14 protein-coding genes are annotated in these 14,190 nt (G+C 55.8%); 3 read left to right on the top strand and 11 right to left on the bottom strand.

Going from position 1 to position 14,190, the window contains the following annotated elements; all coding sequences use genetic code 11:
• Positions 1 to 4: 4 nt before the first annotated feature.
• Positions 5 to 838: a tRNA (adenine-N1)-methyltransferase gene (locus HMPREF3170_RS00900; RefSeq protein ID WP_070477125.1), complete on the bottom strand. Its 834-nt coding sequence runs from the start codon at positions 836 to 838 to the stop codon at positions 5 to 7.
• 15 nt (positions 839 to 853) lie between these two features.
• Positions 854 to 2,098, bottom strand: coding sequence for a M18 family aminopeptidase (locus HMPREF3170_RS00895; protein ID WP_070477123.1), 1,245 nt, complete (start codon positions 2,096 to 2,098; stop codon positions 854 to 856).
• A gap of 44 nt (positions 2,099 to 2,142) precedes the next feature.
• Here HMPREF3170_RS00895 and HMPREF3170_RS00890 point away from each other — a divergent pair, with 44 nt between their 5' ends.
• Entirely contained in the window at positions 2,143 to 2,952 is an 810-nt protein-coding gene (locus HMPREF3170_RS00890; protein ID WP_070362462.1) for a RecB family exonuclease, read from the top strand.
• 29 nt (positions 2,953 to 2,981) lie between these two features.
• Here HMPREF3170_RS00890 and HMPREF3170_RS00885 read toward each other — a convergent pair whose 3' ends face one another.
• From HMPREF3170_RS00885 to HMPREF3170_RS00845, 9 genes are all read right to left on the bottom strand, one after another.
• Complete coding sequence (locus tag HMPREF3170_RS00885; protein ID WP_070477121.1) at positions 2,982 to 4,673, bottom strand: formate--tetrahydrofolate ligase; 1,692 nt, start codon at positions 4,671 to 4,673, stop codon at positions 2,982 to 2,984.
• A 15-nt stretch (positions 4,674 to 4,688) separates the two neighbouring features.
• Positions 4,689 to 6,002, bottom strand: coding sequence for an anaerobic C4-dicarboxylate transporter (locus HMPREF3170_RS00880; RefSeq protein WP_070362460.1), 1,314 nt, complete (start codon positions 6,000 to 6,002; stop codon positions 4,689 to 4,691).
• Between the two features lie 104 nt (positions 6,003 to 6,106).
• A complete protein-coding gene (gene aspA / locus HMPREF3170_RS00875) occupies positions 6,107 to 7,528 on the bottom strand; it encodes an aspartate ammonia-lyase (protein ID WP_070477119.1) in 1,422 nt (473 codons plus the stop codon).
• A gap of 101 nt (positions 7,529 to 7,629) precedes the next feature.
• A complete protein-coding gene (gene hisG / locus HMPREF3170_RS00870; protein WP_070362458.1) occupies positions 7,630 to 8,478 on the bottom strand; it encodes an ATP phosphoribosyltransferase in 849 nt (282 codons plus the stop codon).
• Between the two features lie 12 nt (positions 8,479 to 8,490).
• Positions 8,491 to 8,754 (bottom strand): phosphoribosyl-ATP diphosphatase, encoded by a 264-nt coding sequence (locus tag HMPREF3170_RS00865; RefSeq protein WP_070362457.1) that lies wholly within the window; start codon positions 8,752 to 8,754, stop codon positions 8,491 to 8,493.
• Positions 8,755 to 8,795: 41 nt separating this feature from the next.
• Positions 8,796 to 9,464: an HAD family hydrolase gene (locus tag HMPREF3170_RS00860; RefSeq protein ID WP_246814877.1), complete on the bottom strand. Its 669-nt coding sequence runs from the start codon at positions 9,462 to 9,464 to the stop codon at positions 8,796 to 8,798.
• The gene (locus HMPREF3170_RS00855; protein WP_070477117.1) at positions 9,457 to 9,840 is read right to left on the bottom strand and encodes a hypothetical protein; all 384 of its coding nucleotides are present in this window, start codon (positions 9,838 to 9,840) and stop codon (positions 9,457 to 9,459) included. Before HMPREF3170_RS00855 ends, HMPREF3170_RS00860 begins: the two co-directional genes overlap by 8 nt.
• Complete coding sequence (gene mshC / locus HMPREF3170_RS00850) at positions 9,833 to 11,062, bottom strand: cysteine--1-D-myo-inosityl 2-amino-2-deoxy-alpha-D-glucopyranoside ligase (RefSeq protein WP_070477115.1); 1,230 nt, start codon at positions 11,060 to 11,062, stop codon at positions 9,833 to 9,835. Before mshC ends, HMPREF3170_RS00855 begins: the two co-directional genes overlap by 8 nt.
• Positions 11,063 to 11,126: 64 nt before the next feature.
• Complete coding sequence (locus HMPREF3170_RS00845) at positions 11,127 to 11,984, bottom strand: undecaprenyl-diphosphate phosphatase (RefSeq protein WP_070477205.1); 858 nt, start codon at positions 11,982 to 11,984, stop codon at positions 11,127 to 11,129.
• A gap of 253 nt (positions 11,985 to 12,237) precedes the next feature.
• Here HMPREF3170_RS00845 and HMPREF3170_RS00840 point away from each other — a divergent pair, with 253 nt between their 5' ends.
• Both HMPREF3170_RS00840 and HMPREF3170_RS00835 read left to right on the top strand, forming a co-directional pair.
• Complete coding sequence (locus HMPREF3170_RS00840) at positions 12,238 to 13,065, top strand: YncE family protein (protein WP_246814876.1); 828 nt, start codon at positions 12,238 to 12,240, stop codon at positions 13,063 to 13,065.
• 2 nt (positions 13,066 to 13,067) lie between these two features.
• Entirely contained in the window at positions 13,068 to 14,177 is a 1,110-nt protein-coding gene (locus HMPREF3170_RS00835) for a quinone-dependent dihydroorotate dehydrogenase (protein ID WP_070477111.1), read from the top strand.
• Positions 14,178 to 14,190: the final 13 nt, after the last annotated feature.

The raw sequence follows: 14,190 nt of genomic DNA, 5'->3' as shown, positions 1-14,190 counted from the left end.
AATCTTAGCGACGCGCGCGCCGTTGCGGACGAGGTGGTGTCACTCCGTCCGCGAGTCGGCGCGTCCACACGAGAAATGCAGTGTGCGCGTTCATACGGTGTTCTGGCCGAGTTGCCAGACCTTCGACCTTCCATTCACGCAGCAGGGTTTCCCATGCGCGAGGTTCCGTAAAGCACTTTGCCTCGCGGATGCCCTCCATAATGTTCATCAGCTGCGGGACGGTTGCCACGTAGGTCATGAAAACGCCACCGGGGATCAACACATTCTTGACGGTGTCGATGAAGTGCCACGGCTCAACCATGTCCAAGATCACGCGGTCAACTGGTCCACCAAGGTCCTCTTGAGTGACCTCACCGAAATCTCCCAGACGTGGTGTCCACCAATCAGGGCGACCGTTGAAGTAGTCCTCTACGTTGTCTTTCGCGAACTTCAGATGATCATCGCGGATCTCGTAGGAAAACACATGACCATCGGGGCCGACAGCACGCAAGAGCGACATCGTGAGAGCACCGGAACCTGCGCCGGCCTCCAACACGCGCGCACCCATAAAAATGTCACCCTCGACAAGAATCTGAGCGGCATCCTTTGGATAAATGACCGCGGCGCCACGTGGCATGGATAACACGTGATCAACAAGCAGGTGCCTGAAACAGAGATAGTCCGCACCCAAGGTGGACTTCACCACCGAGCCTTCGTGCGCGCCGATGATGTCGTCGTGGCTGACAATCCCCTTATGTGAGTGAAACTGCCCTCCTTCAACGAGTTGGATGGTGAAGTGGCGACGCTTTGCGTCCGTGAGTTGGACTTTATCGCCAACGCGAAATGGACCTGAATACATGTTGTTCAGTATGCCTTACACTCGCGCATCCGTGTAAAAGGCGTGGAGCGCCTGTACAAACCACTTCATATCCTCTACCCCACACATTTCACGGGCGGAGTGCATCGAGAGCAACGGAACACCAACATCCACGGTAGGGATGCCAAGGCGCGTCGCGGCGATAGGTCCGATCGTCGAACCGCAAGGGACGTCGTTGTTTCCGACGAACACCTGGTTCGGCACACACGCCGCCTCGCAAGCGCGAAGCCACGTTGCCTCAGTTTCCGCGTCGGAGGCGTAGCGCTGATTTGCGTTCACCTTCAGGACAGGCCCGGCGTTCAGCAAAGGGCGATGCGAAGGATCGTGCTTTGTTGCATAGTTCGGGTGCACCGCGTGAGCAGCGTCGGCTGAGATCATCGAAGACCTAGCGCAGAGGCTCAGGAAGTCATTGACCCCCAGCCCGGACGCGATTCGTCGTAGGAATCGCTCGAGTAGTGGGCCTGCTGCGCCCGTCGGTGAGTTTGAACCGACCTCTTCGTGGTTGAACGCGACGAGAACCAATACATCGGAATGTGTTGCCTCACGTTGGGCTTCAATCAGCGCTTCTAGGCTCGCCCACACACTGGTAAGGTTGTCAAGCCGACCAGCCATCAGCATGTTACCAATCACTGCACCAGGCTGCGTATCTACCGTAATCAGCTCGTGCGCAGCAATTGACTCGCCACCCAACCCAATTTGCTCACCGATGACTTCCAAGAGCGGACGATCCACGCCGAGCACCGGCTGCGTGTGTTGTTGGCGCTCAACCGGAGGCGTATCCGCTCGGTACAAGTGAATTGCGAGGTTCGGGACCCGAGCAATCGGACCAGAATTTACCAAGTGGGTCTTCCCACTCGCGTCCACCACACGCCCCGCAAAGGCAAGGTCACGGTCGAACCAACTCTGCAAAATCGGCCCGCCGTAGACCTCAACTGCCACCTGATGTATCCCCTCTCCCTCAACGTCAGGCCTCGGCTTCACCATAAGCCCCGGGGAATCCGTATGTGACCCAACAATCCGAAATCGGCTGGTCTCGGAGTCAAACTCTTCGGGTATCCACCACGCTACGACTGCCCCTCCTTCGACGGCCACATGGCCACCCGGAGTTGTGGGAGATGCAGTGGAGCTGGCGTCGTCAAGAAATCCTTTGCCTACGAGCAACGAGCGAACTTGGTTAGCTGCGTGGAACGCGCTCGGGCTCGCACTAAGAAATCGAAAAAACGAATCAATCGATGTAGTCATACGTGCGAGTCTAGCTCGAGAGAAACCACTAGGATAGGACGAATATGAAAGCGAAACCGTTAGCCCTGTCCCCCTCGCGCGCGTCCGACTACCAGCAGTGCCCACTGCTCTACAGGCTGCGAGCGATCGACAAAATCGAAGAACCCAAAACTGAGCCCCAGGTCAAAGGCACCCTCGTGCATGCCGTCCTCGAGGAACTGTTTGGGATGGAACGCGAACAACGCACCTACCCTGCGGCGGTCAAACTCATCGTCCCCGCATGGCAGAAGATGTGCGAACAGGACCCCAGCGTTGCAGACCCCATCGAGGACGAACAACTGCTTTTTATCGACGCCCGCACGCTCCTACGCGGATATTTCCAGATGGAAAACCCACTTGGCTTTGACTCACACAAGCAAGAAATGTACGTCAATACTGTGCTGCCTAACGGTGTGCCCGTGCGAGGCTTCATCGACCGCGTTGACGTCGCGCCAACTGGTGAAATCAGGGTCGTTGACTACAAGACCGGCAAGAAACCACAGCCAAGGTTCTCACACGACGCGAAGTTCCAGATGCGCTTCTACGCACTGGTGTACTGGCGGCTTTTCAACGAAATACCTGATCAACTGCGGCTCATGTATCTCAAGGTGGCAGACTCACTCTTCCTTACCCCTTCAAGTGAAGAACTCGAGTACTTCGAGCGCGACCTCGGTGAACTTTGGGCCAAAATTACCCGTGACGGTGAAACCGGACAGTTCCGACCAAAACGTTCCAGGCTCTGTGATTGGTGTGCGTTTCAGGCGTACTGCCCGGAGTTCGGCGGAACGCCACCGCAGTACCCTGGGTGGCCGGGGTCCGCGGCGGATGTGGAGTAAACACCGCGACGGACCACTGCAGGCTAAAACTAGAATAGCCCCTTGATGTTGCCACTCGAATCGACATCAATGTTGTTGGCTGCTGGATTTTTCGGCAGGCCAGGCATCGTCATTACAGCACCAGTGAGTGCTAGTACGAATCCGGCACCCGTACGCGGAATGAGCTGACGCACATGCAGTGTGTGCCCCTCAGGCGCTCCGAGGCGAGAGGGGTCGTCGCTAAACGAGTACTGCGTTTTTGAGATACATACCGGTAGGGCATCTGCACCACTCGCACGCAAGTTCTCGAGGTCTTTCCGCGCCGCATCCGAGTACTGAACATCTGCCGCGCGGTATACCTCGCGGGCAATCGTCTCGATTGACTGCTCGACACCTTCCTCCGGGTTGTACAGCGACGACGAAGCACCTTCGACCAGATTGTCGAGGACCGTCTTTGCCAGCTTCTCGGCGCCTTTACCGCCTTTCGCCCATACCTCGGCCTCTTCCAGTGCAACACCGAAATCCTTCGCCCACTTTGCCATCCAAGCGCGCTCACGATCCGTGTCAGAAGTGAACAGATTGAGCGCCACGACAGGGCGGACACCAAATTTACGAAGGTTTTCGGCGTGCCGCTCAAGGTTCACAATGCCCTTCGCCAGCGCATCCAGGTTTTCAGACTTGAGATCGGAGCGGTCAACACCACCGTTGTACTTGATAGAACGGATAGTGGCGACCACTACCGCGCCAGCCACGTCGAGGTCACCGTAATGTGACTTGATATCGAAGAACTTTTCCGCGCCGAGATCAGCCCCGAATCCTGCTTCCGTAAAGACGTAGTCAGCACAATTCTGCGCTGTCTTCGTGGCAATCAAGGTGTTGCAACCATGGGCAATGTTTGCAAACGGACCGCCATGGATAAATGCAGGAGTGCCACCCATGGTCTGCACAAGGTTCGGCTTCAATGCGTCTTTTAGCAGCGCTGTCATAGCCCCGGCTGCATTAAGCTCACCCGCAGTCACCGGCTTGCGATCGTAGGTAAAACCGACAGTGATTTGTGCCAGGCGTTCGTGGAGGTCGTCAAGGTCGTTCGCAAGACCGAGGATTGCCATAATTTCCGAAGCCGCGGTAATCGTAAATCCAGTCTCCGTCGGTACTCCGTGGGCTGGTCCCCCCAGACCAGTTACTACGTTTCGCAGTGAACGATCATTCACATCGAGGCAGCGCTGCCACGTAATACGGCGTGGATCGATGTTCAACTCATTTCCTTGGTGGATGTGGTTGTCAATCATCGCGGCCAATGTATTGTTCGCACTGGTAATCGCGTGGAAGTCCCCAGTGAAGTGGAGGTTAATGTTCTCCATCGGAACCACCTGCGAGTAGCCACCACCTGCCGCGCCGCCCTTCAAACCCATCACAGGGCCGAGCGACGGTTCACGGAGTGCAACGATGGCGTCTTTGCCAAGATTCGTGAACGCATCGGTAAGGCCAATCAGGGTAGTCGACTTCCCCTCCCCCGCTGGGGTTGGGGAAACACCTGTGACAAGAATAATCTTGCCTTGTTTATCGTCCTTGACAAGCGAGGGGTCGACCTTGGCCATGTACTTGCCATATGGAATCAGCGCATCTTCGGAAATACCGGCCTTGAACGCAATAGTGGAGATCGGTTCAAGCGTATGCGCTTGAGCGATCTCCACATCAGTTAGAACTTCGGACTTGGGGCTGTCGTGATGTTGTGTAGACATGCCCCCAGTCTAGCTTTAAATCAGCACCGCCCCAATGAGGTAGCCGAGAATTACCGAGACTGCGATGCAGACGATACCCGGCAGAATGAATGGGTGGTCGAAGACGTACTTGCCGATTCGGGTCGAGCCCGTGTCGTCCATCTCCACTGCTGCAAGCAGGGTTGGGTACGTCGGCAGCACGAACAGTGCGGACACTGCTGGGAATGCTGCAACAGCGGTGAGCGGGCTGACGCCAATAGCGAGAGCAGCTGGGATAAGTGCCTTCGCGGTAGCGGCCTGCGAGTACAGCAGCGACGCTGCGAAGAACAGGACAACAGCAAGCAGCCACGGCTGTGCCGTCAAGACGTCGCCAGCGATGTTCTGAATGTCCTCAATGTAATGGTTGATGAAGGTGGTACCCAGCCAAGCAACACCGAGCACACAAACTGACGCGGACATACCGGAGCGGAACACCTGGGTGTTCAAGACCTCAGCTGCGCGGGACTTCGTAATAAGCAGGATCGCAGCGGCAGCAGAAAGCATGATCGCCATGATTGCCTCGTTACGAGGGACGGTTGGGTTCTCGATGAGACCGATCTGATCGGAGATGATCGTCGCGTAGAACATAACGATGACAATTGCGACAAGGAAGATCCACACGGAGGCCTTTGCGCCATCCTTCGGCTTGTAGCTGTCTTCGGTGGTGCTCGACTTTGCTACGAGACCGTCTGCGAGGCGACGCTGGTACACCTCGTCGTCAACGAGGTCTTTACCAAGCTTGTTCGAAACCCAAGCGGTTGGGAAAATCGCGAGGAAGGTCGCAGGAATCATGACGCCGAGCAACTGCAGGTAGCCGACGCCCAGAGGCTCAAGCACGGAGGCCATAAAGACGACTGCTGCCGAAATCGGGGAAGCCACGATTGCCATCTGCGATGCGATGACTGCGACCGAAAGCGGGCGGGATGGGCGAACTTCGCCCTCCTTAGCAACCTCAACGATAACTGGAAGAGTGGAAAAAGCGGTGTGGCCAGTGCCAGCCAGCACGGTCATCAACCAAGTAACGATTGGCGCGTACACCGTGACGCGCTTTGGATTGCGGCGTAGGAACTTCTCAGCGAGGTACACGAGATAGTCCATGCCCCCCGCCAGCTGCATTGCAGAAATAGCAGCGATCACACACATGATGATGCCGATGACATCAAAGGGGATGTCATCGGCGGTTACGGACATACCAGTGAGTCCGAGAAGCAAAACGCCAAGGCCACCGGCAAAACCGATAGCAATGGAACCCATCCGGGCGCCGAGAACAATGGCGCCGAACAGGATGATGAGTTGTATCACAAGTAACACAGGAACTCCCCTGATTCGGTCGAATTAGTATTCGCTTCCATTATCGCACTAAGAGGCGATAACTACCGAATCAGGGGAGTGTGAGATTTACTACTTTTGGTTGATTAGTCCTCGTCGAAAAATACGCCGCGGTACTCTGGGTGCATCAAGTTGTCCTTGCCCAGCACAACCTTCAGCTCCTCCTCCGTGAGCAGGCCACGCTCGAGAACAAGATCACGAACGCTCTTACCCGTAGCAGCAGCTTCCTTACCGATGACGTCACCATTGTGGTGGCCGATCACTGGGTTCAGGTATGTGATGATGCCGATGGAGTTGTTCACAAAGGCCTCACACACATCCTTGTTAGCGGTGATGCCAACGATGCACTTCTCACGCAGCGTACGGACTGCGTTGGTGAGGAGACGGATGGAATTGAACAGGGCCTCGGCAACTACCGGCTCCATGACATTGAGCTGGAGCTGGCCAGCCTCAGATGCGGTCAGGACGGCAACGTCGTTGCCGAAGACCTTGAAGCACACCTGGTTTACAACCTCAGGGATGACAGGGTTCACCTTCGCAGGCATGATCGAAGAGCCAGCCTGCATTTCCGGCAGGTTGATCTCGTTCAGGCCAGCACGTGGGCCGGAGGACAGCAGGCGCAGGTCGTTACATACCTTAGAGATCTTCATCGCGGCGCGCTTCAGTGCGGAGTGCATCCATACGTAGTCGCCGGTATCGGACGTTGCCTCAATCAGGTTCGGTGCGCCCTTGATATCCAGCTTGGTGACTTCCGCGAGAGCCTCAACGATCTTCTGACGGTAGCCGTCTGGAGTGTTGAGCTCGGTACCAATTGCGGTTGCACCGAGGTTGACGGTCAGCAGTGCTTGTGCTGCGGACTTGATGACGTCCAGTTCCTCCTCAAGCAGTGCGCCGAAGCCAGTGAATTCCTGGCCGAGCGTCATCGGGACTGCGTCCTGGAGCTGGGTGCGCCCCATCTTGATGATGTCGTCGAACTCTTCACCCTTAGCGTTGAGCGCCTTGGTGAGCTCCTCAAGCTCGGTCAGCAGGCCCTGGACGGCGTAGTACACACCGAGGCGAAGGCCGGTCGGGTATGCGTCGTTGGTGGACTGGGACATGTTGACGTCATCATTCGGGTTGATGATGTCGTAGCTACCCTTTTCTTCACCGAGGATCTCAAGAGCGAGGTTTGCGACAACCTCGTTGGTGTTCATGTTCAGGGACGTGCCAGCGCCACCTTGGAACTGGTCGATTGGGAACTGGTCCATGCAGCGACCGTTGTCGAGGATCTCGTCGCAGGCCTTGACGATGGCGTCCGCCTTCTTCTTTGGCAGAACGTGGAGGCGGTTGTTGGCCAGTGCGGTGGCTTTCTTTACTTCCACCATGCCACGAATGAACTCTGGCAGGTCATTGATGGTCTGGCCGGAGATCGGGAAGTTGTGGACGGCACGCAGGGTGTGGATGCCGTAGTAGACGTCGGAGGGCACTTCGAGTGTGCCAAGCAGATCTTCTTCAATTCGATTACTCATGCCACTGATTGTACGCAAATTCGACGCTATACAACTTTTGGGCCACCTAGTCACCCCAATAATAGGGATAGGGGTGACTTATCGGTGATTAATTGAAAATCCTATAGGCGTGCAATGCGCAGCTGAGTGGCCAAAATGGCTTCCGCGCCAATTTCAGAGAGAGCGTCCATAACCGCATTCGCTTGGGTTCGCGGAACCATAGCGCGCACCGCGACCCAGTTGTCGCGCGACAGCGGCGAGACAGTCGGCCCCGTCATGCCTGGTGTAAGTTCGCTGGCTTTGTCGAGGTCATCTCTGCAAATGTTGTAATCGAGCATCAGGAAGTTCTCTGCGTTCAAGATGCCGCGGATACGCTGAAGCACTACCTCATGTTCGTTTGCTAGCGTTACGCCCTTACGCTTGATGACGACGGCTTCGCTGGCAAGAATGGGCTCCCCAAATGGTGCCAGCCCATGTTGTCGTAGCGTCGTACCAGTGGATACGACGTCAGCAATAACGTCCGCGACGCCCAACTTGATCGAAATCTCAACAGCGCCGTCAAGCTCAATGACTTCCTTCGGAGTGATGCCGAGCCCGTCAAGATAGTCAATCACGAGGTGCGGGTATGAAGTTGCTATCCGCTTACCTTCCAAATCAGGCACCGCCCACGTTTCAGACTGCGGGGCAGCAAACCGGAATGTCGATGCACCAAAGCTCAACGGAAGTACTTCTTCTACTTCGGCATGGGAATTGAGTGCCAAATCTCGCCCAGTGATACCCAGGTCAAGGTGGCCTTGAGCAACGTAAATAGCGATGTCGTTTGGGCGCAGGAAGAAGAACTCAATACCGTTTTCTTCATCCCAGATATTCAGGGCTTTTGACGTGCCCCTCCCCTTGTAACCGGCCTCTTTGAGAATCTGGAGCGCCTTCTCTGACAAAGAGCCTTTATTTGGAACCGCAAACTTAATCATCAGGCGAAATCCTTAGAGGTATTTATAGATGTCATCAGGGGTAAGACCTCGTTGCAGCATCATTACCTGGGTCCAGTACATCAGCTGGCTCATTTCCTCCGCCAGCTCCTCGTCAGACTGATACTCGGCAGCGATCCACACTTCACCAGCTTCTTCGATGATTTTCTTGCCGATGAAATGGGCGCCCTTCTCTAACGCTTGCACCGTGCTTGAGTCAGGGCGCTTGGAGTCGGCAGTTTCAGTGAGCTGAGCAAAAAGTTGATCGAAGTCCTTCACGCACAACACCTTAGCGGAAACAGAAGAGCTTTGAGCGCGGTTTATGGCGCGGAATACCACCTTGCAACATCATGAAGTGTCGCAGACTGTAAATCGCTGAAGGTGATTCTTGTGGCCGGCTTCGGGACATAGTCGGCCAAGCCAAGCACCCGTGCACCTGCCCTAATCGCTGCTTGCATTCCCGCCTGAGAGTCTTCAACTGCGATACAGCGCGACGGCTCAGCACCAACCAACTGCGCTGCTTTCAGATACATATCCGGAGCTGGTTTTGGGTTGGATACCTCATCTCCAGTCACGGTTGCTTGAAAGTAATCGTTGCCGATGAAGTCAATGCAGGTTTGAGCGAGCGCGCGTTCTGTGTTCGTCGCAATGGCCATCGGAATGCCATGGTCCCGCAGTATGTCAAGGACGTGGCGTATTCCCGGGTTCAGCTCAATACCTTGCCCTAGGAGTTGCTGCATCCGTTCTTGCATCCACCGCTTCAGCCGCTCTGTATCTCCGGGCTGCAAGGAATACCCGGTCCAAGTAGTGATGATGCTCAACGCTGTGGGGAAACTGACGCCCTCCGCTTTTCGACGCTCCTCCGCAGAAAGCCTCTTGCCCAAAAACTCAGACAGCTCAAAGGTTGCTTGCGCCCAAAGCGGCTCGGTATTGATGAGCGTCCCATCCATATCCCACAGCACAGCTTGGGGAGCGCGAACCCTACTCACGATTGAACAGCTCCTGGACGACGGATGGATCCGCGCCAATCTGTGCCGAGACCTTCGCGAAAATTCCCTCGATGTCCGACATCTCCTCTGGCTCGAGCACGGCATATTGATGCTTAGCGTTGAACTCTTCAAGATTGGCAATGAGGCCCGTGTAGAGGTCGCTGATGGTGGCGTCGTCAACCGGCTGCGCGACGAGCGACGCAGTGTCGAGAAAAATCTCGAGGATTTCACGGAGCTCAGGTAATACGGCAGGGTCAAATGGGGCTTCCCAGAGTTCGAGGTCCTGCTCTTGCAAATATTCACCGGATGCAAACACCCTCAAATCCTCGATGAACTCGTCGACATCGGATTGGAATGTGGATCGGAGACTACTCATCGTTGCTGCCTACCTTTACACCGAGTAAGCCTTCGATAGCTTGTCGAAGTAACCCGTTGTAATCACCTTTGGCGGCGTCGATAATTTGAATCGCAGTTGGTGTGTCGAGGTCGTCAGCAAGGGCCTGGCGCAAATCTTGAATTGTCTGCTCCACGCGAGACTGCTGATCTGTCTGAGAAAGAATTGTGTGCCACGACTTGAGTCGATGCTCTGCTTGATCGAGTGCCTCGTAGGAAAAATCACGGTCTTGGCGATAGTGGCCGGAGAAAACGGCAAGGCGAATCGCAGACGCTGAGTGTCCCTGTTCCGTTAGCTTGTGCACAAAGACGAGATTGCCGAGAGATTTCGACATCTTCACTCCCTCAAGCGCGATCATTCCCGCGTGCACGTAGTGGTGTGCCATCCGTTGTTCTCCAGTCGCAGCCTCAGCATGCGCGGCAGAAAACTCGTGATGTGGAAACGCTAGGTCCGAGCCTCCGCCTTGGATTGCAAACGGTACGCCGAGACGGTTCGCAGCGATGGCAGAGCACTCGACATGCCAACCTGGGCGGCCGGGGCCGAAGGGCGAATCCCACGCGGGCTCCCCTTCCCTGTGTCCACGCCACACCAGCGCATCGAGTGAGTCTCGTTTCCCCTCACGGTCAGGGTCTCCCCCGCGCTCGGCAAAGAAATGCTCCATCTGCTCGCGCGTCATGTTTGACTCGTATCCAAACTGTTTGGTTGCGGTGATATCAGCGTAAATATCACCGTGGTCTAGGCGGTACGCTGCGCCGACGTCGAGCAAGCGCTGCACCATCTCAATGACCTCATCGACAGTCTCCATCGCGCCAACATAGTCCTGAGGCGGGATGACTGAGAGCACTTCCATGTCGCTGCGGAAAAGGTTGATCTGTTCCGTTCCCAGCTCGCGCCAATCGACGCCGTCTCGCTCCGCGCGCTCGAACAATGGATCGTCGACATCGGTGATGTTCTGCACGTAATGAACGTCGTGGCCGTTAGCAAGGAGCTGACGATAGATGAGATCAAAGGAGAGGTACGTAGCTGCGTGTCCTAGGTGAGTGGAGTCGTATGGGGTGATCCCGCAGACGTACATCCCCACCTTCCCCGAGTGATGGGCAGCTGTGTTCACGGGCTTTACCACCCTATCTGCGGTGTCATACAGAGACAGCGGCACCGGAGTACCAGAGACAGCAGGGACTACAGGTTGTGGCCAAGAATGCATAGTGACCACCATACCGCGGCACGCTCATCATGCGCGGTTACCGGCGTTCAAAGGCAAGCGTTGCCTACACCGGTTGTATAACTCCGGTAGCCAGCAGCGCCATCACGATGATGCCAAGAGGTATGCGGTACGCAGCAAACCAGGAGAATGAGTGGTGCGAAACAAACTTCAGCAGCCAAGCAATGGAAATATATCCCAAAACAAATGCGATAGCGCTTCCGACGAGCAACTGCAGACCTGTTGCTGCTTGCCCTGCTTGCGGATCAAACGCATCCGGTAGTGAGAAGATGCCTGATGCGAGCACTGCCGGGATAGCTAAGAGGAACGAAAAACGAGTTGCTACTTCCCGCTCAAGGTTCAAAAAGAGACCGCCCGAAATAGTGCCGCCCGAACGCGAAACACCCGGAATGAGAGCTAGACACTGCCACAGGCCCATCACGATGGCATCTTTTACTGTCAGCTGCTCGAAGCTACGCTTTTTCGTCCCGCGCTTTTCCGCCAAGATGAACACGAACGAAAACAAAATGAGAACCGTTGCAGTAATCCAAAGGTTGCGGAAGTTCTCACGGATCAAGTCTTTCAGAGCAAAGCCAAGCACCCCGACTGGAATAGTGCCAGCGATGACCATCCATCCCATCCGGTAATCGAACCCGCGCTTCGTCTTATCAAACAGTCCGACACACCATCCAGAGAGGAACCTCCAAATGTCCTTCGCAAAGAAGACCAGCACAGCGAGTTCGGTGCCGAGCTGAATGACAGCGGTAAAACTCGCGCCAGCGTCCTCGCCCCACAAAAGCTCGGACACAATGCGGAGGTGGCCTGACGATGAGACTGGAAGGAACTCGGTTAAGCCTTGGACGACCGAGAGGACAATCACTTGAGCCCATGTCATTGACTCTGCTAACTGAGAGGCGGCAATCATGTTGGAAAACCTTACCCGTGCGGAGAAAAATCCCCACATGCGTACAGCATTGATAAGGTTGACCTCCGTGAGAACAAAACGAAAAGTCGCCTTAATGCTGCCCATTATGGCCGTAGCTTTGGCTGTTGCGGCGTGTACCCCCGATGTCGTTGACCCAAATGACGCCATAAGTATGGGTAGCGCTGAACCAGTTGCGTCACCCCCTTCGGCACATCCTGACGGCCAGTTGCTTCAATTTGACACCATCGTCGATGTGGATCAAACGAACGACTTGATTGGTGTGCGCACCCCGGATGCGCTTTACGTTGGGACCAGCGCACAATTCGAAGAAAACCGAGTTGAAGAGTTCAAGTTGGAGGATGCTTGCGGTGAGGTCTCGGCAAACGCTGGTCAGTTTGCGGTAGGGTGCGGGGACTTCATTGCCATCATTAACAAAGAGGGGCTTCAAAAAGTTGCTACCGACCACCCGGTGACTGTGGCAACTGTCGCCTCGGACGGCAGTGTTTTAGCCGGAAGCGACAGTGCGAAGTCAGTGTGGTTGTATAGCAACGGTGAGCTCAAAAAGGAGTTTTCTGTCGCGCGCGAAACTGACCAGCTGCAGGCTGTTCCGGTAGATGGTGGTGCCGATTCCGTGGTGCGCGTCAACACATTTGACACCACCATTCAGGACCTTGATTGGGGCACTGGACGTCAGGGGGCAACGTTGCGCGCTGGGCTTGGCGTCGGCAAGGTTGCTGCTGGAGAGCACGGTCTGGTGCTCGCTGCGGATGCGACGGGTAGCCAGCTACTCGTGTACACCACCAATGAAGTCATTCGTCTCCAGCAGAGTGTGCCGGTGCCCTCCGGAGCGTGGGACGTCGCGTGGGATAGCGCTAATAAGCTCGCGTGGGTGACTTCAACCGAAAGGAACCTCGCGACTGCCTATGACATTTCCCACGGCGTCCCCGTTGAACGTGCTCAGGTCAGTACAGTTCCAGATGCACAAAGTATTGCAGCGCTCTCTGACGGAACACTCATTATCGGATCTGCGTCAGGTAGTGGCCTGCAAATAGTTTCCACTGAAAGCATTGAGGCCAAATAGAAATGAATCAACGCAATTTATACGACACGGTATATGGGCTCGCACTTCGGGGAATGTTTACAATTCCGCCTGAGCGCATCCACGACATCATCATGGGCGGGCTGAAAACCCTACAACGCCTAACTCCCCTCACCCGAGCTATGACTCGTGTCGTACGTGTCGACGGCCCGCTTCTCGAGCAGACGTTGTTCGGCGTGCGTTTCCCCGCCCCGGTGGGTCTCGCTGCAGGATTCGATAAGAACGCGGAAGCTCCGGACACGTGGTCGGCGATCGGCTTCGGTTATGCGGAATTAGGAACTGTGACCCCGAAGGCACAGCCCGGAAACGAACGTCCACGGCTCTATCGCTTGCCGAAGGACAAAGCGATCCTCAACCGAATGGGCTTCAACAACGATGGCGCGCTGAGCATTGCAGAGCGTCTCCGAGCACGGAAGACTCCTGAGATCGTTGGAATCAACATCGGGAAAAATAAGCTCTCCGAGGACGCAGTTGGAGACTACCGAGCTACCGCGACTGTGCTCGGCCCTCTGGCGGACTACCTTGTTGTCAATGTTTCTTCCCCAAACACCCCTGGGCTTCGCAACCTTCAGTCAGTTGAATCGTTGAGGCCAATCCTTGACGTGGTTACTACGGCAACTACGACGCCTGTGCTGGTAAAAATTGCTCCTGATCTCAGCGACGAGGATATCGACGCAGTTGCAGACCTGGCCGTCGAATTGAACCTTGCCGGCATCGTGGCGACCAATACGACCATCTCCCGCGAAGGCCTTCGAACCGATGCTGCCGAAGTGGAAGCCATGGGGGCGGGTGGTATTTCCGGCGCGCCGCTCAACAGCCGCGCACTGGAGGTTTTGCGACGTCTCCATGCGCGAGTCGGCGACCAACTCGTACTTGTCAGTTCCGGTGGCATTTCGACACCAGAGCAGGCATGGGAGCGTATTACATCCGGCGCAAGCCTTCTCCAGGGGTATACGCCGTTTATTTACGGTGGTCCGGGGTGGATCTACCGAATTCACAAGGGCTTGCAGGAGCAACTTAAAGCCCATGGACTTTCCAATATTACAGATGCTGTTGGCTCCGAACTCCCCTGGATCGCCTTGAGCTCCGACTAGCCTAGTGGCCTAC

The sequence above is a fragment of the Corynebacterium sp. HMSC08D02 genome (assembly GCF_001807505.1).
Classification (GTDB): Bacteria; Actinomycetota; Actinomycetes; order Mycobacteriales; family Mycobacteriaceae; genus Corynebacterium; species Corynebacterium pseudogenitalium.
The sequence above is the reverse complement of the archived record's forward strand: the minus strand, read 5'-3'. Positions and strand labels throughout refer to the sequence as shown.